This window comes from Bradyrhizobium sp. NBAIM03, assembly GCF_020194055.1.
In the GTDB taxonomy this organism is placed as follows: domain Bacteria; phylum Pseudomonadota; class Alphaproteobacteria; order Rhizobiales; family Xanthobacteraceae; genus Bradyrhizobium; species Bradyrhizobium yuanmingense.
Map to the genome: position 1 here is coordinate 99,804 of NZ_JADYVS010000022.1, position 25,576 is coordinate 125,379.

The following is a 25,576-nucleotide window of genomic DNA, read 5'->3' on the forward strand; positions in this document are numbered from 1 at the left end:
TGGCTGATTTAGCCATTATCCTTAACCCGCACGAGCTGATCTCCCGATCAGGTGTGACCCAGGCGCCGACCGCACCAGCGGCGGAATGCGATATGCTCCCGCGTCTGCAAGTCTCCTCTCCAGTGGGGCTTGAGCTCATCGACGAGCCATGCGTCTTGGCCAGCCGTTTCCGCCGCGGATATTCCCACTCTAGGCTGGAGCCATAGAACGGCGAAGAACAGAGATCCTGCATCGAAAAGAAGGCACATGCTACCGAAACATCTGCGCCGCCTCGAAGCTGAATCGATTGAAATCATGCGTGATGTGGTCGCCGAGTTCAAAAGGCCGGTCATGCTTTACTCGATCGGAAAAGACTCAAGCGTAATGCTGCACATTGCAATCAAGGCGTTCTATCCGGCAAAATTGCCGTTTCCCCTGCTTCACGTTGACACGACCTGGAAGTTCCGCGAGATGATCAGCTTCCGGGACGCGACAGCCAGGCGGCTCGGCCTCGACCTGATCGTCCATGTCAACAAGGAGGGCCTCGCGCGCGGGATCAATCCGATCGATTCCGGCTCCGCGCTCCATACCCAGGTGATGAAGACCGACGCGCTGAAGCAGGCGCTCGACCTCCACGGATTTGATGCTGCCTTTGGCGGAGCGCGGCGCGATGAGGAAAAGAGTCGCGCAAAAGAACGGATACTCTCCTTCCGTTCGGCCGGACACGTATGGGACCCCCGTAATCAGCGGCCGGAGCTCTGGAACCTGTTCAACACACGGATCCGCCAGGGCGAAACCATGCGCGTGTTTGCGATGTCAAACTGGACCGAGCTCGAGGTGTGGGAATACATCATGCTCGAGAAGATTCCGGTGGTTCCGCTCTACTTCGCGAACCAAAGACCGATAGTGCGTCGAAATGGTGCGATGATCATGGTCGATGACCAGCGATTGCCGCTTAACGGCGACGAGACGCCGGAAATGCGCATGATCCGCTTTCGCACGCTTGGATGTTATCCTTTGAGCGGAGCTATTGAATCCGATGCGACGACGATCGAAGATATCGTCGCGGAAATGCAGACTACGACTGTGTCGGAGCGCCAGGGACGCCTAATTGATGCCGACGAAGCCGCTTCAATGGAGAAGAAGAAGCGGGAAGGCTACTTTTGATGTTTACGAATCCGGCAACAGAACTGGTCCCGGCCAGGACGAAGGATCAGCTGCGATTCATCACATGTGGCTCGGTGGACGACGGCAAATCGACGCTGATCGGCCGATTGCTGCACGACAGCAAGATGATCTACCACGATCAGCTCACGGCGCTGGAACGCGACAGCATCAAGCATGGTAGCACCGGCAATGACATCGACTTCGCGCTGCTCGTGGACGGGCTGGAGGCCGAACGGGAGCAGGGCATCACAATCGATGTCGCCTACCGCTTCTTCACGACGCCGCGGCGCTCCTTCATGGTGGCCGACACTCCCGGCCACGAGCAGTATACCCGCAATATGGCTACCGGCGCCTCGCATGCCCAGCTCGCCATCATCCTGATCGATGCCCGCAAAGGCGTGATGGTTCAGACCCGCCGCCACTCCTTTATCTGCTCGCTGCTCGGTATTCGCCATGTCGTGCTGGCAGTGAACAAGATCGATCTTGTGGCATATAACAAGGAGTGCTTCGATCGGATCGCCCGTGACTATCTGGCCTTTGCCGCCGGTCTCAGCTTCACCTCGATTGTTCCGATCCCGATCTCGGCCCGCTACGGCGACAACGTCGTGGACCGCTCCGCTCATGCCAACTGGTATCATGGTCCCTGCCTGCTCGAGCATTTGGAGAGCATTGACATCCAGTCCGGCACCGCAAGCCAGGCTTTCCGCTTTCCGGTCCAATGGGTAAACCGGCCAAACCCGGATTTTCGGGGCTATGCCGGGTCGGTGGCTTCCGGGAGGATCTCGACAGGAGACGAGATCGTTGTCGCTGCGTCGGGGCGGACCACGCGCGTCAAGCGGATCGTGACCCACGATGGTGACCTCGTCGCCGCCGAAGCCGGGGATGCGGTTACCATTACACTGGAAGACGAAATCGATATCAGTCGTGGCGACATTCTGTCGCGACCGGACGACCGACCGAAGGTGGCCGACCAGCTTGCTGCTTATGTGATCTGGATGGACAAGGAGCCGCTCGCTCCCGGACGCAATTACGTCCTGCGGATTGGATCGCAGACGATTTCTGGCAGCATTACCACAATTAGGCATCGAATCGACGTCAACACTTGTGAGCATCTGGCCGCCGGGACGCTTTCCCTCAACGAGATCGCCTTCTGCGATGTTGTAACCGCAACGCCCGCCGTATTCGATCCTTACGACCTCAATCGAAAGACCGGATCATTTATCGTCATCGATCGTTACACGAATCGTACGGTCGGGGCCGGCATGATTGCCTTTCCGCTACGGCGGGCCACCAATATTGCTAGGCAAGCGCTATCCGTGGACAGGAGGGAGCGCGCCGCGCTCAAGAATCAGAAGCCTTGCGTCATCTGGTTCACTGGCTTGTCTGGCGCGGGAAAGTCGACGATTGCCAACCTTGTTGATCAAAAGCTGTTTGCGATGTCGCGGCATACCATGCTGCTGGATGGCGACAACCTCCGGCACGGATTGAACGCGGACCTCGGTTTCTCGGAGACGGATCGCGTGGCGAACATCCGGCGTGTCGGCGAAGTTGCCAAGTTGATGGCGGACAGCGGCTTGATCGTGATCTGCTCGTTCATCTCGCCCACTAGGGCCGAACGGGACAGGGTGCGCAGCCTGGTTGGCAAGGATGAGTTCATAGAAGTCTTTGTCGATACGCCGCTCGAGGAATGCGCGCGGCGAGACCCAAAAGGCCTGTATTCAAAGGTGAGATCCGGCAAGATCAAGAACTTCACCGGGATCGATTCGTGCTACGAAGCACCAACGACACCGGAGGTTCATCTCAGGACCATGGAGCAGACCCTAGAGCATTCAGCGGAAGCGGTAGTGGATGTCTTGATGGCGCGGTCAATTCTTGATGGTTAGAGGTCCCTCGCGTCGCACCATCGATTCGCACGATATCCCGCAAGCCGGCCAAGGCGATCCAGCTCTGGCGAGCCTGCGATCGGACTTTTGGCTCTAAAGGAACAAAATGGTCGCACCCACTCGTCGATTGCCCGCTTCCGGTTATGTGCTCGAAGTGGATGGCCAACTCAAAACCGAGTACGCGAGCAGAGATGGAGCATGGGCGGGAGCGGAGGAGCTCAAGAAACGCCGTCCCATGCTCCAGATCAGAATCTACGATGTGACAACAAAGTCCAGAGAGGAAGTCCGACTTCCAGTAAGTTGACTTTTCGCTTGGCGCTTCTTGCTGCGCGTACGGCCAGCGACACGCCGAGCTCCCGTTAAAGCCGAGCCGGACAGCGTCTCGGCCGGCTTCGATCTCTCGCGCAGTATGAGGGGCCTCGGTTTCCGGGCTTGGCCGCATCCGGCGAGCGGGCACTTGTTTTCAGGACCCGAATTTGGCAGTCGACCACGACTCCCTCCTGTCGCGGCCATGCCGGCTTTCGGCAAGCTTGCTTCGGTGGCCCGCCGCTCGACGGCGGACAACGCCTGCCTACACCCGCGCCTTGGCATTGCGAGACAAAGCAGCCGCGAACCTTAGCCATCCCGTGCTGCGCTACGGACTTCCGCGCTTCGGGTTCTGCTCCGTACCGCCTGCCGTCGTTGATCGTCATGAAGGCGGCCATGGCGCGGCCGAAAAGGCAAGGGAGCTCATCCATGGCAAGCGACAAGGACGATCTCTTGATGATCTGCTCTGGTCAACCGTCAACCTGTTCGACCGCGCGGTAGACCGCGTCGAACGCGAGCTCGCCATCAACGAGCAGGCGCTGCAGAGGGGCCAACGCGAGCAGAACGGCTGCGAGATGCGATCCGTCGAATCAGAGCGCCTTACCGCCGAGGTACTTGCGCTCCATTGAGTGTTGGACGCGATGGAACTCCTTTCACTTTGGGCCTTACGATTTGGACCAGCCCGTCAACCGCGGCACGCTCGCCACGGCGATGATCGTTCGTGAGACTTTCTCGCCACGAAGCGGAGTGCAGGCCCGAGAGATGCTGCCAGCCTAACGATCGCGCTCACAGAGGGACACGTGCCACTCATCTGGAGTCGAGTCGACCTGGTCCTAGCAAAGCAGGACGACAGGTTCTGCGTCACGGCGCCTCGCCGAAAGGTCGAACTGTTCGTTGCTAAAGCGACAGCAATCGCAAGGTCGCTCAGATTACCTTCAAGCCGGATTCGACCACAGCCTGCCAAGGGCGCTTCATTCAGCGCAACGACACCTGACAGCGGCGGTCATGTGCGACGAGGCGTACACTTTCCAGGTGCCAGCTATCCAGGAGGATCTCGGCGGCATGGCGGAGAAGCTCGGTACCTCCATCTGCGGTATGGCGAGGAATACGTGAACGGAAAGGCTGGCCATCCTTACCTGCTGGTATGCGGCCGCAGGCGGAATGCCGAATGTCCTGATGTCGAACTCTCAAAATACTTCAGCTCGCTGTGAACCTCCGCACTCCGCTGCCTACGTCGGCTTGTCGCCGCCAGATGGGAGTACGTCAGGAAAAAAATCTCACGAGAAAATCCCCGGAGAGGGTTGAAACGCCCCTAACGTCAAGTTGTACGATCTCGAAATGGACAGCGACAGTCATCAGCGTCCCAAACCTCCAACGAGCTACGAAGTGCGAATGCATCAAGTCTCAAGCCCATGCATCAGACTCCCGCTGCCTGCGACGTCATCAAGTGTGCCATGCCTTAATCTGCATCCCGGCGCGATGATCCGGCTGCATCGCTTTCCTAATGTCAGGTTTGCCTGAATGACGCAGGTTCGCACGTAAGTCGGTCGGTCGACCTGCCGCTTCGCGACGCAAGAAGGCGACCGCGCTCACGCCTGCGCATGCGTGATGGCTAGATGACAGCGCGCGTCGCCGCCGGTTGCGTTCGAGGGCGCGGTCGCAAGGCCAATATCTTGGAGGTGATGAATGGTATCGGTGAGCAGCTTTGTGAAAGATCGCTCTGCATCTGCGATGAGATGTGGAGGTTGTCATCCGGCAGGGTTTCGGACACAGACGCGAAGCGCGCCCGCAATCTATGGGCATCTGACCCGAAGCTGTTGAACGGAGGAAGTCGACACTCGCCACAGGGGCTCCCTGGTGGGGTGGGCGTACTCCAGGTCTATTGAAGAATACAACTTGAGGAGGAATGGTTTGATAAGACAGCGCTCTTTGCTGACGCCTGGTCCATTGTCGTTATCGCTGGCGGTCAGGAGCCAGATGCAGCTTGATCTCGCATCGCGCGATTGCGAGTTCAAGGAAGTGACCGCCTGCATGAGGCGGCTGATGCTCAACTTGCTGGGAAATGCTGACGACTATTCGGTCGTGCCTATTCAGGGAGGGGGCTCCTTTGCGATGGAGGCCGCTCTCTCTTCATTTGTGTCCCGAGCCCACAGGCCGCTCGTTTGCATAAACGGCATCTATGGCGAGCGTATTTTGCAAATCTTGCGGCTGTGGGGCGTCGAAGCACTGAAGCTTGTGAAGCGAGCGACCGATCCTTTGGATCCTCAAGAAATTGGCGAGCATCTGAGCCGAAATCCTGGCGTTACGCACCTGTGCTTCGTGCATTGTGAGACGACAACCGGAATCGTCAATCCGCTGGACGCGATCGTGGAGGAGGCGAGAAGACGTGGCGTAAAGACCATCGTCGATGGGATGAGTTCCTTCGGCGGCCTTAATATCGACCTGAGCCAGCGTGGACCTGACGTCCTGGTCACGTCGAGCAACAAGTGCATAGAAGGGCCGCCGGGAGTGGCGTTTGTCATCGCGTCCCGCGAGCTGCTGGAGAATGCGGTTCAAGAACCGAGGTCGTTTGTCCTCGACGTGAGAGATCAATGGCTCTCGCTCGAGCGCACCGGTGAGTGGCGGTCGACCCCTCCCACCCACATCGTTCAGGCAACGACAAAGGCCCTGAAGATTCTGCACGAGGAGGGCATCGATGCCAGACGCTGCAGGTACGAAAAGGTCAGGGACGATCTCGTCAAGGAACTCGAAGGACTGGTGTCTCCGCTGCTGTCCGCGGACTTGCAGTCGCCGGTCTGCGTCGCGTTCAGTGCGCCGTCGGGAATCGTGGACCAGGCAGGATTCGATGGGCTTTATCGCCACTTGGCGGCCCACAACCTTTACATCTACTCAAAGCTGCATCTTGCCACGCGGAGTTTTCGCGTCGGTTGCATTGGGGAAATCCAATCCAGCTGGATCGAGCAGTTGGGGTGCGCTTTTCGTACATATTTCCGGTCCGGTCAGGCTCGGTTAGCAAAGCCGATGTCGGGCCAAGAGGCATGCGGGGCTCGCATAAAGATGCCGGCTCGAGTGGCTGGGGACCCGCGGCTGCCGTTTTCGGCCGAGACTGCTGTTCTGCATGCGGGCTATCGGCGAGACCCGGCGACGAAAGCCGTCGCAGTGCCGATTTACCAGAATACGGCTTATGAACTCGATGGCGATCTCAACCACATCGCTGACGTCTACAACGTCAAGGCCGATGGGTTCACCTACACAAGGATCATCAATCCAACGACCCGCGCGCTGGAAAGGCGCTACGCCGCCGTCGATATGGGGAGCGACTCGCTCGCCGTTGCGTCAGGTCAAGCAGCGACGTTCCTTGCGATCGTCAACCTGTCAAGTGGCGAAGTGGGGGACAATGTCGTCGCCTCTCCGTATCTATATGGCAATACCTGGAACCTGCTCCACAACACATTAAAGCGTCTTGGGATCAGCGTGAGGACGGCCGATCCTCGAAAGCCCGAGACATTTGAACGTGCCATTGATGATCGCACGATATGCCTGTTCGGAGAGGTGATTTCGAATCCTTGTCTGATTCCGCTCCCCGTCAAACAGCTGGCCGAGATCGGCCGAAAGTACGGCGTGCCTTTGGTCGTGGACAATACGACGACGCCACTGGTATGCCGGCCGTCAGATCTCGGCGCTGCTATTACGACGTACTCCGCAACGAAATATATATGCGGCCACGGTACGACGCTCGGTGGACTGATCGTTGACAACGGCGAGTTTAGCTACCGGGGAGCCTCTCGCTTTCCCTTGTTCAACCGTCCCGACGATGCGCATGGCGGAGTTGTTTGGCATAATGCGGTGCGCGATGTCGACGATCTTGGAAGGAGCGAGTTTCTTCTCAAGGCTCGCATGACCTGGTTGCGCGATACCGGCGCAGCCATCGCCCCGTTTGCGAGCTTTCAACTGATCCAAGGGCTTGAAACGCTGCCACTTCGCATGAAGCAGCACTGCGCGAATGCCAGGATCGTGGCCGACGTTCTCAAGGAGCATCCAAAAGTGCGCCGTGTCTTCTACCCCGGGCTCTTCGAAGGCGCCGATCGGGAAACCGTTGAACAGACACTCAATGCTGCATACGGACACGGGGCGATGGTCATGTTCGAGGTGGAGGACGAACAAGCCGGGCGCAAGTTCATCCAGAACGTCGACTTGATGTATCACGTTTCGAATGTAGGCGATGCCCGCACGCTCGTGACCCATCCTGTCTCGACGACCCACACCACCGTCCCGCGGGAAAAGCGCGAAGCCGCCGGCATATTTGGCGGCTCGATCCGGCTTTGCGTCGGCATCGAAGATGTCAACGACATCCTGCGCGATCTGGACAAGGCGCTTTCCGCAATCTGACAACCTGCAAGGCGATCAGGAGGAGGTTCTCATGAATCAGGCAGACGCTTGGAAATTGAGGTCATCACGCTATGAGGCCGTTCAATTCAGCCGAGAAATCAATAAGCAGCTCTCCGAGCTCAGGCCCGACAACATAACGGGAGCGGCTTATATTGCCAAAGATTACGCTGTCATCACAGCGTGTACGCTCGCGACTGTGTCGGTCTCATGGTGGCTCTACCCGCTGGCCGTCCTTCTGATTGGCGCCTATCAGCGCGGATTGACAACCATTGCTCATGATGCGGCTCACCGCACGCTCGCGAAGAACACGACCTGGAACTACGTCCTGGGCATTCTGTTCGCTTCCTATCCCTTGTTCCAGCGCCACTGGGCCTACCGGATCTCGCACGTCTATTTGCATCATCCCTATCTCGGAGATCCGGACAAGGATCCCGACCTGAAGTTCTTTCTGGCCAGCGGCGTTTACAACGTGCAGCCTCCGGAGCGGTACGCTTTCAACATGATCTGGAAGCCGATCTTCGGCGGCGCGACAGTAGCGTATCTGAAGTATCTTTGGGCCAATCGATTTTCGATCACAGATGTCGAGGAGCAGAGCCGCTCAGGCATACTTATCGACAAGTATGGCTTCTATCTCTTCTGGATCAGCATCCTGGCCGGGTCATATGCTGTTGGGCTGCTCCATATCGTCGTCCTGTTTTGGATCGTGCCCTATCTCACCACGTTTCAGGTCCTCGGATGGTTTATCGAGCTAGCCGAGCACTCACCTATGTGCGAAACCGAGACGCAGAACGTCTATCTCACCAGGAATCGGAAAGGAAACTTCCTCGAGCGAGCCATCCTCGGACAGAATCTGGATGAGTACCACCTTGAGCATCATCTTTCGCCGGGCATCCCGTTTTGGCTGTTGCGCAAAGCTCAGAAAATCCGAATGCAGGATCCGAACTATGCGAAGGTTGCCGCGACCTGGGGTGGTCTCTTTGTCAAGGGACCTCAAGGTCAACCTAGCGTCATAGGTCAGTTAAAAGAGCGAAATCGACGCTTGTATGAGCAGGCCGTTGCCGAGGTTCGCGCGCGAGGGCAGCTCGCGTGACGTTTCTACGGCCAGAGAGCACCAGAGCCGTGGTCGGCGTCACTTCGAACCGTCTTCTGGTCGATGGTGTGCATCGCGACTGGTTGCGGCGCAAGTACTTGCAGGCACTCCATCGTCATGCGGGAGTGGCTTGCGTCATATTGCCGACGATCGACGCCGAAGATGCGAGGGAGGAGATCGCCCCGGCGATCATGCGCCGGCTCGACGGCTTAGTGTTGACAGGTGATGAATCGAACATCGACCCCGCCGTCCTGAGAGCGCCTGCGTCCTTGACGCAGGCTGATCGGCAGGACGTTGAGCTTGGGATCCTTGACCGTCCGCGGGACAGGCTCTCTGCCGTAACTATAGAGAGCGCCATCGCGCTCGGAATGCCTATTCTGGGCATCTGCCGTGGGCTTCAGGAACTCAACGTCTATTTCGGCGGCACGCTCCGCTCATCGCTTGCGGAGTGGAAGCCGGAAAGTGGCGCGATGCATGCCGAGAAGCCAGATCGTCCAAGAGACCGTCAGTACGACGCCGCGCACACCGTCAGGATATGCTCCGATGGCGCGCTCTTTCCAATCGCGCGGACGATCGAAGCGCAAGTCAACTCGCTGCACAATCAAGGCATCGAGGCGCTTGCCCCGGCGCTGAGGCGCGAGGCGTGGGCGCCTGACGGTTTGGTCGAGGCGGCTTCGGTCATTGGCGCCCCGACGCTCCAAATCGGTGTGCAATGGCACCCCGAATGGCACGTCTCAACCGATCTCCTCAGCAAGCAACTGTTCAAGGCATTTGGAGAGGCGTGTGTTGGGTACTACCGAACTAAGAAGAACTAGAGGCAGGTTGTGACATTTCAAACCAAACGTGGTCCGTGCACGTCGAAAGGACACTCCCTCGGAGCCGAAGCACGCGTCCGGTCCTGCGAGGGCCGTGCGCCGCCTCGCGGGCACAGGAAGACTGGAGGATTGGCGAATCGCTTCGTTCTGGGAGTCCTATTTGTGGCGCTTTATGTCGTCGTGAGCGCGGCAGGCGAGGTTTATGCGGCGTCGTATTTTCAGCAAGCGGATGTGTTCGTCGCGCTCCTGCTGACCTTCGCTGTGGTTTGTCTGATGTTCAATCTCCTGGCTCGCCAGGAAGGACGCGAGGCAACGGTGGCGAAATGGTCGCTCCTCGTCTTCGTCGCGCTCAATGTCGTGACAGCAATCAGCTGGATCGGCCTATTTATCGGACTGAAATACGCTGAACCTGCGATCGTCATCGCCTTCATGGTGGCGCTGGGGCCCACCGCAACAGTGTGGTTAAACGCACTGATCAGGCGCCAGGGTGCCCCTCCAGCATCCGATATTGTCGTGAGCGTTACGATCGCAACGATCGGGAGTTACATGATTTGGATCTCGGCCAGCGGCAACGCAGGCGTGGAGTGGGGGGCTCGATCGTCCTTCGGCATCGTCTTGGCGATCGTGGCCGGCCTATCGCTGGCCCTTACAAATATACTTGTCAAACTGCTGTTCGATCGTGGGTTTTCTGGCCGACAAGTCCTGGCGCATCGCTTTTATGGAACGATTCTCTTGCTGCTGGGACTGGTCGACCATTCATCTATCGTGCCTGAGATCTCGCAGCATTGGTTTGCGATCGCGGCAATTGGGCTGTCGACGATCATTGTTCCTTTGCTCTTGATCCAGCAGGGCATTCGCCGGGTAGAGCCCTTCACCGTCAACATGGTCCTGTCCACCGCCCCTATCATCACCTTCCTGTTCCAGTACTTCGATTCTCGCATCGTGCCTTCGTTACATACGTTCATAGGAAATGCTCTCATTACGGCTGTCGCTGTCGGAAACATCTACTTGCAGTATCGGAGATCCGCATGAAAGAACGGAGTTGTGTAATCGTAGACGCATATTCTACCGGCCGATACCTACCGGAAGAATTCAAGCGCTATGGAATTGGAACGGTGCATGTGATGTCGGCTGCACAGATTCCGTCCATATTCCAATCGCATTTCAATGCGGATCTTTATGATGAAGTCATTCGCCCCACCGAGCGCATGGGATATGACGACATCGTTGATTATCATCTTCAGGCTCTCCATGGCCGGGAATTGGAGTTCGTTGTCGCGGGCTGCGAGACCGGAGTTGAACTCGCCGATTCTCTGTCGGAGCGGCTTGGCTTACCATCAAATGGGACTGCGCTATCCGCTGCTCGGCGTGACAAAGCGCGATTGTCTTGCGCGCTGACCTTTGCAGGCGTGCGATCGATCAGACAAGTCGTGTCCGACAGTCCTGTAGAGATCGCGAGCTGGAAGCGTGAAGCGAAGTTCGATCAGATCGTGATCAAGCCGCTGAACAGTACGGGTACCGAGGATGTATTCTTTTGCTCGACAGACGCTGATATTCAGCGGGCTGTGAGCGCAATTGTCGGGAAGACGAACCGTGTCGGAGCGTTGAATCGTTTTGCCCTTGGGCAAGAAAAAATAAACGGCCAGCAATATACCGTAAATGCCGTCTCGATCGAAGGGGAAGCCTTCGTTACGGAGGCGTGGACCTATGACACGGTTCCGATTGAGAGGGCATCATCGGTCTGCTCACTTGAGAGATTGTTGGGGGGCAACGAACCAATCGTTCAGGAACTGTCCGACTACTTGGTGCGTGCGTTGCAGGCACTACAGATCGTCGACGGACCGGCTCATGCTGAGATCATCGTCGATCATCGGGGACCGGTTCTGGTGGACTTCGGAGCGAGGCTTCAAGGGACCATGTCGGCAAAAGCACGAACGATGGCGTTGGGGCACAACCATATGACCTTGACGGCCTGGCGTTACGCAGATCCCAAGGGCTTTGGTGAATATATGAGGCTGCGCGGGCCCTACAAGCGGCAGGCTCACGCACTTTGCGTCTCGCTGATCTCAGATATGAGCGGTGTCGTTGCCGGTTACCCGGGACTCGAAGCAATCCGCAAGCTCCCGAGCTTCGCGGATGCCATTGCATTCGTCCCGATTGGTCAAGAGCTAGTTCCCACGATCGACTTAGTGTCGACACCAGGCATCGTTTATCTCGTGAATAGCGACTTGACTCAGCTTGAGAATGACTATCGCAAGTTGCGAGCAATGCGGATGGACCAGGTGTTCGATTTGGTGATGCAGGATCGCGACTGATGCCAACTGATCCCAGGTTGACCGGAGCGAATCCAGCCCGCGCGGCGATGGTCGGCTTAAGCGACTTCGATGGCGTTCTGCGAGGCAAACACGTCTTAGGTGAAGATCTCGCGGGTGAAGATAAAGTTATCAAGTTCTCTGAAGCGGTGCTGGCGTGGGATTGTACGGACCGGGTCATTCCGGCCAGTTTCACGCAAAAGCCGCTATCGGCGTTCGGAGATGCTGACCTGCGGATTTTGTCAGGCACCGGCCGTTCGGTGTCTCATCTCGGCGATCAATATCTCTATCTCGCGGAGTTCGCGGGCGCACATGAGAACATCTGTCCGCGCGGTGTTCTGCGTAAGGTCCTGCGAAGGACTGCTGACCACGGATACGACTGCACTGCCGGGTTCGAGTTTGAATTTATGCTGTTTAAGGAGAACGCAGACACGATTGAAGACAAGCCGTTCGGCGAATGGGCTCCTTTAACGCGCGGCCCGTTCGGCTACTCGATTGCGCGCTCTGTCGCACAACATGAGCTGTTCGATGAGATCTTGGCGATTTGTGAGAAGGCTAGAATACCTCTCAGCGGACTACACTTTGAAACGGGACCTGCCGTTGTCGAAGCGTCACTTCGTCATTGTGATGCGCTGGAAGCCGCCGATCGAGCAATCATATTCAAGTCGATGATAAAAGCCTGGGCGCAAACGCGAGGCATGATGGCTACATTCATGGCCAAGGTTTCCGAGAAATGGCCCGGCCAGTCCGGCCATATTCACATCTCGATGTCCTCGGATAGTAAAAATGTATTTTACGACGGTGATGCGTTAGGCAACGTCTCCGATCTTATGAGGCAATTCATCGCCGGACAACTAGAATACATGAATGAGTTCTGTGTGCTCGCTGCGCCGAACGTCAACAGCTACAAGAGATTGGTACCTGGCTGCTGGGCACCAATCTGTCCAAGCTGGGGCCTTGACAACCGCTCCTGCGCGGTTCGCGCCATTCCGGGAGAGCCATCTGCGCATCGCCTGGAATATAGGCTGCCTGGCGCAGACGTGAACCCGTATCTCGCGCTCGCATGTGCGATTGGTTCAGGAATATTGGGCGTCGAGACAGGTCCGGAACTACCGGCTTCGATCGTCGGTGATGCAAGCCTGGAAATGTGTCGTCCGTCCGCGAGGCTGCCTCAAAGCCTATCAGAGGCAACATCTCGGTTTGCAGAGTCTGCAGCGGCCAGTGATGTCTTCGGAGAAAGGTTTGTTGAAGCGTTCGCTTGCTCGCGCCGTTGGGAGTGGGAATCCGTTCAACATCGGGTCACCGACTTTGAACGTCGGAGATACTTCGAGATCATTTAGCTTGAGCTCTTCGCTAGTTCTGAACCTCCTTCCGTTGGCCGGTGCCGGCGCGACCATCGCGGCTGTCTGTGCCGCTGATGTTGAGCTTCATACAGAGCAAGTGTGCGTTACTCGTTAAGTGAGGACCTTGGGAACGGTGAGGAGGTCTGCTATTATCTGCTCTATGGCAGCAACCGCGATTGCTCCGTTCTAGCAACGAACAACACCATTTCCATTCGCATCAATGAAGACGTTCTCGACTTCTTCAAGCGGGAAGGCATGGTCGATTATGCTCAGAGCACGAGCCGAAGAGGCCCGTGATGCGCGACGCTGTAGCCGAGCCGCAGAGCCACGCAGGACGCGAGGCTCACCATTAATGGGGGCAGCGCGACCAGACGATGGCTTAGCCGCCGCCGGCCACAACGAGGCTGGCGTTGATCGGTGCTGACTTATACTCTTGGCGCGGCGCTCTGAAATCCCATCAGGGAAGAGGTCCCAGTCACCTTGGGTCCATTAAGTTCATGAGAGAGCGATGGCGGCGAACGCTACACGGCCATCTTGGGACCGAAAGGCCCCAACGACGTTCAACTCATTCATCACCCTCGGCCAACTTTGCCGAGTGAAGCTGCGGCACCAAGGACTTCCTCAGATATCTATGGCGGTCTTGCGCCAGGGTTTGATTCGCCGGCACTTTTCGAATGGCGTGAGGACGCTCCTTCGGCGCTGGCGCCAAACCTTTCCCTGCCGTCTGCCGCACCGGCATCAGGCCATCAGCCACTCCCGCAAGTGCCTGAACTGAGAGAGTTGTTCGGCGATCACTGGACGCACGGCCCCCAAGAGGCTTCGCCTGTCGTGATCGACATATTGCAGAGCCTAGGTCTTCTGCCGAGCCGGGATGTCCCAATGACCCGTTTCTTAGTCCACGGTCAGCCCTACACGGCCGAGAGCCTACCGGGAGGCCGCGTTCTTCTCTTCCATCGGCCGCAACTTGGCTGAACGGGGCTCGTGGGCACCTAGTGTTTCGGCACAGAGATTTTGAGTCTTTTTGCTTTCGGCACTCTGGTAGATATTTTAGAATAGAGAGCGGCCTAATTTGGTGCGCGCCTTCTCGATCGCGAACATCCAATTGATGGGTGCGCGCTCGGCGTTGCGGCGTTCTCCCATGCAGCGGTCTCTCTGACGAGATGGGCATAACTGTCGATGCGCCGGTCGAGACACTGACGGGCGAGCGCGCTAATCTCGATCTCGATGATGTTGAGCCAATTGGCATGCTTCGGGGGCAATGAAATTCGCGCATGCGCTCGGCAAAGTCGACGGCGGCCGGTGCTAGATGGCCTTCACTGGCCACATACCCCATTTGTACCTTTGGAGTGCACCACATGCTTCTGCGCCATGGCTTGAGATCGTTCTCGGCCAGGCGCCGTCTCGCGCGACAGGCTCTCCTGCGACGTCAGTCTGACCGTCTCGTCGGCCAGCAGCTCCAGTGTCCAGCGCGCGCGGTCGGAGGGCTGAAGCAGGAGGTGGCCACCAGAAGGACCTCTTCTTTGTCGTTGAGCTCGCGCTCTGCCCCTGCACGGGCTCTCCGCTCTGGGCGGCCACCGGGTTGCCTTGCGACAAAACGCCGACGGGTTCGATAGACCATCGAGTGGCCGACGTCCACGCTGCTGGCGATATCGTCACCACTCATCCCGGCATCGGCGGCATCTGCGCCTTTAGCTTGCGCACCGCCTGTCTGCCTCCGGCGCATCGAGGATGTGCTTGATTTGTACGCCGAGCCGCCCAATGAAGCAGTGCGGGCGCGGTCCGGATCCTACCGGCGGGGGGCTGAGTTGACGAAAGGTTCCTGCCGCATCCGCACTGCTGATGAGGCTGACGAGAAACATGACTCGGCGCCGACCGTTCTGGTACGCTAGCACTGTCCCTGCCACATCCCGCCAACCTCAACGGCTCTGTATCCGGGGGAGCTTACTGAAAGCTGACAGACCTGCGCGACAAATCACAAATGGAAGGGGCCCCAGGGCAGCTTGCCACTAGACGTCAGGACGTTCAGGTCCAGACAAAAGGCCGTTCGGCGCGCTTACGATCAGCGGCCGCTACAGCGGCGCGACGGACCGGAGGGGCGGTCAGCCTAGTCCACTGCAAGCTTTATGACTGATCGCCGGTTACGACATCCGGCTTCGGGCGGGTCTTCGAGGAGGAGAGTTTACCATTTGGATCACGCATCAGGCGCGTCCGGACCAAATACGTCGCACCGCTTACACAGTAGCGGTCTAGCTGGCTAGACATTCCTCGTGAACATGACCATATTGCCGAGCCGTCTCTCGATCCAAGAGCGCGCTATTGTCCGCAAAATGATAGACACAGCAGTTCTATTTAAGCCGCTCGGCTGCAGCCGTGATAACTTCGAAATTCTTGGTATCAGACATATGTTCCCTCACATGAACTCCTGGGACAAATCGCCAGGAGATTCTCTGACAATCGAACATCATCCGCTACATGGGGTGACCTACGCGCTTACGCTTGTTTTAGCGCTTTGCCGTCGATACGGGCTCCGGCCATTTCGTTATCACCGCCAGCGACGCAACACGGTGATGATCCGTGCGTCACTGGGCTTCGTCGACAAGGTGCTGCTGCCGGAGTTCACCGAGCTGGCGAGGTCGCTGCAAGTCTATCTGCACGAGGTGACGCCGCGCGTGATCCGCGACGAGTCTATGACGGACGACACCCGCGATGCGCAGGAAGTTACAGATGCCCTGCCGTCGAACTGATCAGGCGGCGAGCTTTGCCTCAGAACCATCGCGCTCGGCTTTCCAATTCCACGGCAACAGCATGTGCAGCCGATTGATCTTTGTACGTCCGGAGACGATGCGCTCGAGAACATTGGTCAGATAGTGCCGCGGATCGATGTCGTTCAGCTTCGCCGTGTTGATGAGCGACGCGAGAATGGCCCATGTCTCGGCCCCGCCTTCACTGCCGGCGAACAAGTAGTTCTTCTTTCCCAGGCCTATCGGCTTGATGCTGCGTTCGACCGTATTGCTGTCGATCTCGATGCGCCCGTCATCGATGAAGCGCGTCAGACCTTCCCAATGGTTGAGAGTGTAGCTGATGGCCTTGCCAAGACCGGACTTCTTCACGCGATCTCGGCGCTTGGAGCGGAAGACACAAAGTCCGCCGTCGTACGGATCGGCCCCAAACGCCTCGCTCACCAGCATCGCTAGCTAGTCCATGCCGTGACGGAAATCGATCGGCTGCGTCGCGATCCAGATCGACAACCCTGGTCGGAGCCCGATCATCGGCCAACCGTCCCTACTGCGGCCAGCACCTCGCACCGCGCCCGGCGGTCGACCGTCCCCCTGACACGGATACAAACCGCGCCGACCTCGATCTCGATTGCCGCCTGCTCTTCGCACGAGGGCAATTTGCCCCCGCAGCCGGTGATCGCGACCGGCAAAAGCCAGCTGGCACGTCTCCGTACCCGCGCTCCACCACCTTCGCCCGCATTGTCCGACGACGCCACAGAAACAACAGGCTTGGGCTGATGTCGTGTTGTCGCGCCATCGCGGACACGCTTGCACCCGGCGCAAAACTCTCCGCGACAATCGCCGCCTTCGCATCGGTCGACCAGCGCCGTCGCCGGCCCGTCCCGGTAATGATCTCGACACGCTGCAGCGTGTCCGAGCCGTCCTTGAGGATAGACGTATGCCTATCCTTATCGCCATCCTTACGACTATCCTTTGACATGGTGATCTCGTGACGAACCATTCCACGAGATCTTTCTAACCGACTAGATCAGCCCTCAGCGCGTGGTGCCTCGATGACGCTCACGAAACCGCAAGGTCCGGTTTCTGTCGGAGGCGCGCCGCTGACTGCGGAGCCGAGCACGGAACAGCGCTGATTACCACAAAATGCCTGCCATATGGCGCTGCGCCTTCCAACCACGTCGGAAACCAACAGTCCACCATCTTGATCGGCAGGCGAGCCGCCTCTCATTGCTCCGCGTGGTTTCGAAAATCCTCTGTGAGTCGCAAGAAGTTCATAAGCAGGACGTGCCCCTGTGACGTAAGTATCGACTCGGGATGGAACTGGACCCCATAAGTGGGATAATAGCCGTGCGTGAAGGCCATGATCTCGCCTTCCTCCGAACGCGCTGTCACTATGAGATTCTGCGCACATGACTGATCAAGCTCGACGATAAGAGAATGGTAGCGTCCGACGTCAAGCGGGGTTGGCAGCCCCTTGAATAACCCTCGGCCGTCATGCGCAATGTACGAGCGCCGACCGTGCATGGGCCGATGCGCACGCGCCACCCGTCCTCCGAAAACGCTTCCAATACATTGATGTCCAAGGCAGATGCCGAGAATTGGTACGCGTCCTGAAAGTTCGCGAACCACTGCTGTCGATATTCCTGCCTCATTTGGGGTGCAGGGGCCGGGCGATATGACCACCGCGCGCGGGTTGAGACCAACGAGCTCGCTGATGCTGATAGCATCGTTTCGGATCACTTCCGTTGCTTCACTGAGCTTGTGGAAATAGCGGGCAATGTTGAACACGAAGGAATCGTAATTATCGATGATGACAATCAAAATGCACCAGCTGGTTCAGAACCAAATGCATCAAAGATTCGCTCTGCCTTGGCGAGCGTTTCCTCGTATTCGGCCTCGGGCTCCGACAGGGCCGTTATACCGCTGCCCGCATGAAACACAGCCAGGTCGCCGTCGATCGTGACCGTGCGGATCGCAATACTTGTGTCCATGTGCCCGTTGAAGCCGATGAAGCCGATCGCCCCACAATAGACCTCTCGCGCTATGCGCTCGATTTCTGTAATAATTTCCATCGACCGCAGCTTTGGCGCTCCCGTAATGGAGCCGCCGGGGAAGCAAGCACGGAGCAGGCTAACGGCGTCTTCGCCTCCGGCAAGTTTCCCCGTAACGATCGACACGAGATGGTGCACTGAGGCATAGGACTCGAGATTGCACAGGGCCGGAACCTCGACCGAATGCGCGGTGCAAACGCGTGACAGATCGTTGCGCAAAAGGTCAACAATCATCGTGTTCTCGGCATGATCCTTTTCGGAAGCGAGGAGAACAGCCGCACGGCGCTGGTCTTCCTTGAAATCAGGAGAACGCGCGATCGTGCCCTTGATAGGTCGTGTCTCGACTTGTCGTCCCTCAAGCTTCAGGAATCGTTCCGGCGAACTTGATGCGATGGTCAGCTTTCCCCATCGCAGCAGGGCCGCAAAAGGCGCTGGATTCAATGATCGTAGCTGGCAATAGAAGGCGAGTGGATCAAACGAGGTCGACAGGCGGGCGCTGAAACGCTGCGCAATATTCGCCTGGAACACGTCACCCGCCAGGATCAAGTCGATCACGCGTTGTACCGCCGCAACGTAGCCCTCGCGGCTGAAGTTCGAGCGCCATGCGCCCGCTTTGCTGGGACAACCCTTCTGTGGCGCCTTTGGACCGGCAAGCAATGCTGCAAACTGGTCGGCTCGACGACGCGCTCGTTCGCTCCGTCGCACCCGATCGTGCTCCGGCCATCCGGTCGAGACGATCCAGCATTTGTTATCCCGGTGGTCGAAGCTGATGACCACATCATAGAAATGCAGGATGGATTGGGGCAAACCCAGACCGGCAATTGCCGGCGCAGACAATCGCTCCAATGTCCTGTTCATGTCGTAGGCAAGGTAGCCCGCCGCTCCTCCCTGGAACGGCGGGAGATCGGGACGATGCTCTTGCGGGTACTTCGCGAGTAGCGTGCGAAGGACCTTCCATGGATCGGCCTCGAGAGTCAGTCCGTTCCAACTGACTTGGCCGTTCGCGACCCTATAGGTGCTGAACGGGTCGCACGTTAGATATGAGTAGCGCCCAAGCAGCTCGTGCCTTGCTACGCTATCGAGAAACGTGAGATGCGATCGATGCCCGAGACGTCGCATCGCTATGACAGGGTCAACCCACTGCAACTCGCGAACGTACATCGTGGTTATCGGTCACCGGCGGCTGACGTCGTGAAAGTGCCGTTCCATCTGTTGGCCCCCCCGATGAGAACGACGCTTGCCTGCGATGGGCCGAAACTTGAGGCCCATTGCCAAGTTAACCAGGCGGTGGACTTTTTGCTGCGACAGCACCTGGATCATCCTGCCGTGGAGGCGCAAGGGGTATCTATGCATCGTAGTCGGCCGCGAACCGCAGCTCGCGGAGCGGTCGGACCCGCTTAATCGACTCCCGGTAGAGATCGTGCGCCTTGTACGCTGCGAGCTCCGCCTCGCTGTCGAACTCACCATAGACCACGACATCGATATCGTTGCCGAGCTGATCGGTCTTGCGGTTGCGGGCAACCTCAAGCCGGCGCGCATGTGGTATCGTGGTGAGAAGCGAAAGACCTTCGATGATATGGTCGATATGCGCCTCGTCCTTGGCGCTGAAGAAGACGATGTGACGAATCATGGCCGTCCGTGGAGATGTCGCTAGTGGGTGGCATAACTATCTGGGAATAGAGCCCGTTGCAATGAGGCTAGTCGCTTGCCGCATGATCGTCGCTTGCGATCGTCGGCGATCCGCAATGAAGCTTGCCAGATTTGCTCAGGGCGCCGGAAGGGCAAGGCGCTCAATGGTTTGAATGTGCCGCGTGAGCAGATTACAGGCTTGATCGACGTTGCGCGTTCGCAAGGCTTGCAGAATCAGGCGGTGATCTTGATTGGAGCGCGGTCGCCAGCCCACCGATCGCGCCATCGCGAACACCAATCGAGAATTGGCAAGCTGCAGTCCATCGAGGCTCGCGAGCAGACGCGGCATTCCGCACGGCGCGACCAAGGCTTGGTGAAAGGCGCGGTTGGCTGTCTCAAACTCCTCGATCGTCTTTGCATTGTCTCCTTCGATCAGGGCGAGCTCGATCTGAGCCAAATGAGCTGTTGTGAGCCTTGGCCCCGAATGGCGCAATGCCACCACTTCGAGCGCGGCGCGCATTTCGGCGATCTCCTTCAAACGGGTATCGAGCGGGGAAACCCGAACACCGCGACGCGGCACCGCGACAACAAGATGTTGTGCCTGCAACTGCCGAAAGGCCTCGCGCACGGGGACGTGGCTGGAATTGAATTCTCGTGCCACGTGATCCTGACGGAGTGGCGCGCCTGGCTCTAAGGCGCCGCTGATAATGCGCTCAGCAATTGAGTCCGCGATGCGCGCGACCGTCGTCATGTTGTCACTAGTGATCATAGATTATCTACCGCAATAACCGGTGCATTTGCGAGACAGCTCGATTAGCATCTCTTCGAGGGCAATGACTATAGATAATTGACGCGATTATCTACAATTGAGCGGGATTGGCTTATGGATGCTGCTGCGCAAGTCCAGCGGAAGGAAGCAGGCAACGGGACGCAGGTTCGTTATCATTGGAATGTCGAAGAGGCTAAGGCGCTCTACGACCGTCCTTTTGCCGACCTGATGCTTCAGGCGCAGCACGCTCATCGCAAGAACTTCGATCCAAACCACGTCGAAACTGCGAGCCTGCTCAGCATCAAGACCGGCGGCTGTCCGGAAGACTGCGGCTACTGCTCGCAAAGCGCGCATTACGAGACCGGCCTGAAAGCCACTCGTCTGATGCGTTGCGCCGATGTGGTTGCGACCGCGCAGCGCGCGAAGGGTGCCGGCGCCACGCGCTTCTGCATGGCCGCGGCCTGGCGCACGCCAAAAGATCGCGATCTTGATTCCGTCTGCGACATGGTCAAGGCGGTCAAGGGACTCGGCATGGAAACGTGCGTCACGCTCGGCATGCTGACAACGAAGCAGGCCGCGCGCCTCGCCGAGGCCGGCCTTGACTTCTACAATCACAACGTCGACACATCGCCCGAGTTTTACAGCAAGATCATCACCACCCGCAGCCTGCAGGACCGCATCGATACGCTGGCGCATGTGCGCGATGCCGGCATCAAGATCTGCTGCGGCGGGATTATCGGCATGGGCGAGCGCGTCGAGGACCGCCTGGGTATGCTCGTGCTGCTCGCCAATCTTCCCAACCATCCCGAAAGCGTGCCGATCAACCTGTGGAACAAGATCGAGGGCGTGCCGGTGGAAGACACCGCGGGGCCTCCCGATCCGATCGCGCTGGTCCGGCTGCTGGCGACCGCGCGGATCATGATGCCGAGGAGTGTGGTTCGCTTGTCCGCCGGGCGGCAATACATGACCGATGAATTGCAGGCGCTTTGCTTCTTGGCCGGCGCAAATTCAATCTTCGTCGGCGACGTGCTCTTGACCACCAAAAACCCGAAAGTTGATCGCGACGCGGATCTGCTGGCCCGGCTCGGCATCACGTCCGGGCTCTCCTGACGGAAGCAGTGCGCGCAATATGTTGCCCCCTACATCCAGCCTAGGTGAGAAATGCAGATAACTTTGATGAAGGGCAAAATCCATCGCGCCTCAGTGACCGAAGCTGATCTTCACTATGAAGGCTCGATCTCGATAGATCGTACGCTCCTGGACGCGGCAGGAATGGTGATCAACGAGCGCGTCGAAATCTACAATGTCGAAACAGGGATGCGCTTTGCCACCTACGTGATCGAGGCGCCGCCGATGTCTGGCACGATAAGCCTGAACGGTGCGGCCGCCCGACTGGCGATGCCCGGAGACAAGATCATTATCGTTGCATATGCCTCATTCGACGAGGCCGAAGCAAAGATATTCAAGCCACGCATTGTGCGTGTGGACAGAGACAATCGCATCCTGGCAAGTTGAACCTCCGGCCATCCTTCCTTCTTAAACGGCCAACGCATTTTTTGCGTGATTTGATGCGAGCCTCGGAGTGATGAATGCGGTCAATCCAAACAGCTAGACTTGGTCCCTACGTCGCAGCGTTGAATGCGTTGAACGAAGATAAACGGCTGCGCTGCCTCAAGCCCCGCGTGGGGATCGATTTCGCATCGAACGACTATCTGGCGCTCGGCAACGACTCGCACATCAAAAAGGCGATGGTCGCCGCGCTCGATGCGGGCACTCCGATTGGAGCCGGCGGGTCGCGGCTTCTGCGCGGCAATTGCGAGGAGCATGAACGGCTCGAGACGGAAGCGGCTCAGTTCTTTGGCGCGGAGGCAGCGCTTTTCTTTGGAGGCGGCTACATCGCAAATTTTGCCCTCCTGACAACGCTGCCGCAGCACGGCGATCTGCTCGTTCTCGATTCGCTCGTGCACGCCAGTATTCACGAGGGGGCACGGGCCGGCCGCGCAGAGTGTCGAATTCACGCGCACAATGATCCCCAGTCACTCGAAGACGAAATTCGCGACTGGCGAAACAAAGGTGGGGCGGGCCGCGTCTGGATTGTGGCCGAAAGTCTCTACAGTATGGACGGCGATTTCGCTCCACTCGAAGAGCTGGTGGCAATCGCCGATCGCCACGACGCGTTTCTGATCGTGGATGAGGCTCATGCCACAGGCGCTTACGGGCATCAGGGACGAGGGCTCACGGCCCCTTATGACAGGCGCGAAAATCTCATCGTCGTTCATACCTGCGGCAAAGCGCTCGGTGCGGCGGGTGCACTGGTTACGGCCTCCGGCATCTTGCGCGATTTCATGGTCAACCGCTGCCGTCCGTTTATTTTTGCCACCGCCCCATCACCATTGATGGCCGTTGCCGTTCGAGAGGCACTTCTCACCCTGCAGAAAGAGCCGGAGCGGCAGCAGCGGCTGGCCAATCTCGTTGCGTTCGCCCATCGGCAGATCACCTTGCTTGGTTTGCGCACACCATCGACCTCTCAGATCGTGCCGTACATCGTAGGTGATAATGCTCATGCAATGCGACTTGCCTCTGCTCTGCAGGCGCGCGGCTTCGACATCCGCGGAATTCGGCCGCCAACCGTCCCTGCAGGCACCGCCCGGTTGCGAATTTCGTTGACACTCAATGTTGGGGAAGAGGACGTGCGCGCAATGCTCGATGCGCTGGTTGAGGTGACGAGGGCTCGTTTTGATGAATAAGCGGATCGTCGTGGCTGGTACGGACACCGGGGTCGGCAAAACGGTATTTTCCGCAGGGCTCGCCGGCCTTCTCGGCGCGAATTACTGGAAGCCGGTCCAGGCTGGACTCGAACAAGAGACCGATTCCGAGTGCATCCGCCGCCTCGGTGGCCTCTCGTCCGATCGGATTGTCCCGGAGCTCTACCGACTTCGGACGCCTGCGTCGCCCCATTACTCCGCGGAGATCGACGGTGTTCGCATAGATACAGAGACGCTTCGACTGCCGGACAGCGGCGAGCGGCAACTCGTGATCGAGGGCGCCGGCGGACTCATGGTGCCGCTGACAGCGCGCACTCTTTACATCGACATCTTCGAGCGCTGGCAGCTCCCCGTCGTGCTTTGCGCAAGGACGGGACTGGGCACAATCAATCACTCCCTGCTCTCCATAGAGGCTCTGCGGAAGCGTCAGATTCGAATCCTTGGAATTGCGTTCATTGGCGAAAGAAACGCCGAAACTGAAAGCGCGATTTGCGAGATCGGGAGAGTGCGTTGGTTGGGACGGCTCCCGTGGGTTGTTCCCCTCACGGACGATAGGCTGCAGGCGGCTTTCAAAGACTCCTTTGTTAGCAGCGATTTCCTGAACCTATGAAGATAGCCAGGAGGTCGCCGATCTGGCACCCGTTCACGCAGCATGCTCTACAGCGGGACATGACGAAGGTGCTGCGGGGAGAGGGGGCTTATCTCTACACCGAAGATGGCCGACGCCTTATCGATGCAATCTCCTCCTGGTGGGTCGTGACCCACGGCCATTGCCATCCATGCATCGTGAACGCGATCCGAGAGCAGGCAGGCAAGCTCAACCAGGTCATCTTCGCCGGATACACTCACGACCCGGCTGAGCAAGTTGCGACGGAACTATTGAAGGTCACCTCCCCGGCGCTCGAACATGTGTTCTTCTCCGATAGCGGGTCAACCAGCGTCGAAGTCGCGCTGAAAATGGCGCTCGGCTACTGGCGCAATACCGGAAGACAGCGAACCCAAATTGTGGTGATGCAGCACTCGTACCATGGCGACACGATCGGGGCGATGTCGGTAGGTAGCCGAGGCGTCTTCAATGCGGCCTACGGGGCGCTGATGTTCGAGGTGACCTCGATTCCGTTCCCGGCAAGAGATCGTGAGCAAAGAGCGCTCGATGCGCTTGAAAACGCGTGTAGAAACGAACATCCCGCAGCCTTTATCGTGGAACCCCTGATATTGGGTGCCGGTGGAATGCTGATGTATTCTCCCTCGACCCTAAGAGAGATGAAGCGGATCTGCGAAGCCTTCGACGTCTTGTTCATTGCGGACGAGGTCATGACCGGCTGGGGCCGGACGGGTACCTTGTTTGCGTGTGAGCAGGCCGATGTCATGCCCGATATTGCCTGCTATTCGAAAGGCCTCACGGGTGGGGCGCTGCCGCTCGCCGTCACACTCTGTCGTGCCGATATTTTCGATGCGCATTATTCTGAAGATCGCACACGTACGTTTTTTCATTCGAGCTCATATACGGCCAATCCAGTGGCCTGTGCCGCGGCCAAGGCTAATCTGGACCTATGGCAGGATCAGGAATATCGCTGGCGGCTGGCATCCTTGGCCAGGATGCAAGAGCAGGCACTCGTGCCATTCCGCGCCGATTCACGGTTCGCAAACGTCCGACGCACGGGAACAGTCACAGCGCTTGAACTCAACACGAGCGATGCCGGCTATCTGGCGGACATCGGTCCGAGGCTTTTGGCTTTCTTCCAAGCGCGGAATCTGCTGCTACGCCCACTCGGTAACACGATCTACGTGATGCCGCCTTACTGCGTTACGGCGGCCGACCTTGATGAAATCTATACTGCCATCCGCGACGCTGCTGACTTGCTGATGTGAGATGCACGAGGCTGTGCAATCATCTGCAGCGACAGCATCTTGGAAGGCGAAAGTGTCCGTATTGCTGCCGCTTGATAGTGCAACGAGAATGCAGCACCCAAGGCTCGCAGGCTGATCGTGCTTTAAGCACTTAAGCGCTCCCGACCCCGCTGCCGCAGCAATCCTGCGGGCTAGCCATGAAAGGCGCAGCATTTGGCCGAAATGTCGGGCGAATTGCGTTAACCACGATAGAGAAATCCATTATCTTGAGCAAATTCTCGGCGAGGCTTTCTGCGGAAAGTACTGCTTCGCGAGGCAGCCGCACATCAGAGTCAAGACTCTTGATGGCTGCAAGAACCAGGGAAATGGACCGCCGGGCGACCGCACCTTTGGTGCGCGCGTGGTGCTGTGGTCAGAGGGCAGCGGGGCTTCCCCAAGTAAACGTCTGACAGGAGGCGAGAATGCACATTGGATTCCGTAATTCCCCCG

Annotated in this window: 19 protein-coding genes and 2 pseudogenes; 15 read left to right on the forward strand and 6 right to left on the reverse strand. The window is 58.2% G+C overall.

What is annotated here, in order from left to right:
* The first annotated feature begins 180 nt into the window (after positions 1-180).
* The 10 genes from cysD to I6F21_RS27735 all read left to right on the forward strand — a co-directional run bounded on the left by cysD (position 181) and on the right by I6F21_RS27735 (position 16,028).
* Positions 181-1,146, forward strand: coding sequence for a sulfate adenylyltransferase subunit CysD (cysD, locus tag I6F21_RS27690; RefSeq protein ID WP_225131002.1), 966 nt, complete (start codon positions 181-183; stop codon positions 1,144-1,146).
* Positions 1,146-3,029, forward strand: a complete 1,884-nt coding sequence (cysN, locus tag I6F21_RS27695; RefSeq protein ID WP_225130895.1) for a sulfate adenylyltransferase subunit CysN — start codon at positions 1,146-1,148, stop codon at positions 3,027-3,029. Before cysD ends, cysN begins: the two co-directional genes overlap by 1 nt.
* A gap of 590 nt (positions 3,030-3,619) precedes the next feature.
* Positions 3,620-3,964, forward strand: a complete 345-nt coding sequence (locus I6F21_RS27700) for a hypothetical protein (protein ID WP_225147983.1) — start codon at positions 3,620-3,622, stop codon at positions 3,962-3,964.
* Positions 3,965-5,192: 1,228 nt separating this feature from the next.
* A complete protein-coding gene (locus tag I6F21_RS27705; RefSeq protein ID WP_225130891.1) occupies positions 5,193-7,724 on the forward strand; it encodes a 2-aminoethylphosphonate--pyruvate transaminase in 2,532 nt (843 codons plus the stop codon).
* 31 nt (positions 7,725-7,755) lie between these two features.
* A complete protein-coding gene (gene rtxC, locus I6F21_RS27710) occupies positions 7,756-8,814 on the forward strand; it encodes a dhydrorhizobitoxine desaturase (protein WP_225130889.1) in 1,059 nt (352 codons plus the stop codon).
* A gap of 29 nt (positions 8,815-8,843) precedes the next feature.
* On the forward strand, positions 8,844-9,629 hold the full coding sequence (locus I6F21_RS27715) for a gamma-glutamyl-gamma-aminobutyrate hydrolase family protein (protein WP_225130887.1): 786 nt from the start codon (positions 8,844-8,846) through the stop codon (positions 9,627-9,629).
* A gap of 129 nt (positions 9,630-9,758) precedes the next feature.
* Positions 9,759-10,661: a DMT family transporter gene (locus tag I6F21_RS27720; RefSeq protein ID WP_225130885.1), complete on the forward strand. Its 903-nt coding sequence runs from the start codon at positions 9,759-9,761 to the stop codon at positions 10,659-10,661.
* Complete coding sequence (locus I6F21_RS27725) at positions 10,658-11,944, forward strand: ATP-grasp domain-containing protein (RefSeq protein WP_225130883.1); 1,287 nt, start codon at positions 10,658-10,660, stop codon at positions 11,942-11,944. The genes I6F21_RS27720 and I6F21_RS27725 overlap by 4 nt, the downstream gene beginning before the upstream one ends.
* Positions 11,944-13,281, forward strand: coding sequence for a glutamine synthetase (locus tag I6F21_RS27730; RefSeq protein ID WP_225130881.1), 1,338 nt, complete (start codon positions 11,944-11,946; stop codon positions 13,279-13,281). The genes I6F21_RS27725 and I6F21_RS27730 overlap by 1 nt, the downstream gene beginning before the upstream one ends.
* Positions 13,282-15,557: 2,276 nt before the next feature.
* Positions 15,558-16,028: a hypothetical protein gene (locus tag I6F21_RS27735; protein ID WP_225131000.1), complete on the forward strand. Its 471-nt coding sequence runs from the start codon at positions 15,558-15,560 to the stop codon at positions 16,026-16,028.
* Here the strand turns inward: I6F21_RS27735 and I6F21_RS27740 are convergent.
* The 6 genes and pseudogenes from I6F21_RS27740 to I6F21_RS27765 all read right to left on the reverse strand — a co-directional run.
* Positions 16,029-16,400, reverse strand: a pseudogene (locus I6F21_RS27740) (transposase); the annotation flags it as partial. It lies immediately after the preceding gene.
* A 364-nt stretch (positions 16,401-16,764) separates the two neighbouring features.
* Positions 16,765-16,953: pseudogene (locus tag I6F21_RS27745) on the reverse strand (transposase); the annotation flags it as partial.
* 293 nt (positions 16,954-17,246) lie between these two features.
* Positions 17,247-17,843, reverse strand: coding sequence for an aminodeoxychorismate/anthranilate synthase component II (locus tag I6F21_RS27750; protein ID WP_225130879.1), 597 nt, complete (start codon positions 17,841-17,843; stop codon positions 17,247-17,249).
* Positions 17,840-19,234, reverse strand: a complete 1,395-nt coding sequence (gene pabB, locus I6F21_RS27755) for an aminodeoxychorismate synthase component I (RefSeq protein WP_225183814.1) — start codon at positions 19,232-19,234, stop codon at positions 17,840-17,842. Before pabB ends, I6F21_RS27750 begins: the two co-directional genes overlap by 4 nt.
* Before the next feature lie 184 nt (positions 19,235-19,418).
* Complete coding sequence (locus I6F21_RS27760) at positions 19,419-19,703, reverse strand: Dabb family protein (protein WP_225130875.1); 285 nt, start codon at positions 19,701-19,703, stop codon at positions 19,419-19,421.
* Positions 19,704-19,838: 135 nt separating this feature from the next.
* Complete coding sequence (locus I6F21_RS27765; protein ID WP_225183815.1) at positions 19,839-20,471, reverse strand: GntR family transcriptional regulator; 633 nt, start codon at positions 20,469-20,471, stop codon at positions 19,839-19,841.
* A gap of 114 nt (positions 20,472-20,585) precedes the next feature.
* On the opposite strand from I6F21_RS27765, the gene bioB reads away from it, so the two are divergent.
* From bioB to I6F21_RS27790, 5 genes are all read left to right on the forward strand, one after another.
* Complete coding sequence (gene bioB, locus I6F21_RS27770; RefSeq protein ID WP_225142073.1) at positions 20,586-21,581, forward strand: biotin synthase BioB; 996 nt, start codon at positions 20,586-20,588, stop codon at positions 21,579-21,581.
* 51 nt (positions 21,582-21,632) lie between these two features.
* Positions 21,633-21,986 (forward strand): aspartate 1-decarboxylase, encoded by a 354-nt coding sequence (panD, locus tag I6F21_RS27775; protein ID WP_225130861.1) that lies wholly within the window; start codon positions 21,633-21,635, stop codon positions 21,984-21,986.
* Positions 21,987-22,060: 74 nt separating this feature from the next.
* Entirely contained in the window at positions 22,061-23,218 is a 1,158-nt protein-coding gene (locus I6F21_RS27780) for an 8-amino-7-oxononanoate synthase (protein ID WP_225130859.1), read from the forward strand.
* Entirely contained in the window at positions 23,211-23,846 is a 636-nt protein-coding gene (bioD, locus tag I6F21_RS27785) for a dethiobiotin synthase (RefSeq protein ID WP_225130857.1), read from the forward strand. The genes I6F21_RS27780 and bioD overlap by 8 nt, the downstream gene beginning before the upstream one ends.
* A complete protein-coding gene (locus tag I6F21_RS27790; protein ID WP_225130855.1) occupies positions 23,843-25,108 on the forward strand; it encodes an adenosylmethionine--8-amino-7-oxononanoate transaminase in 1,266 nt (421 codons plus the stop codon). Before bioD ends, I6F21_RS27790 begins: the two co-directional genes overlap by 4 nt.
* Positions 25,109-25,576 lie beyond the last annotated feature (468 nt).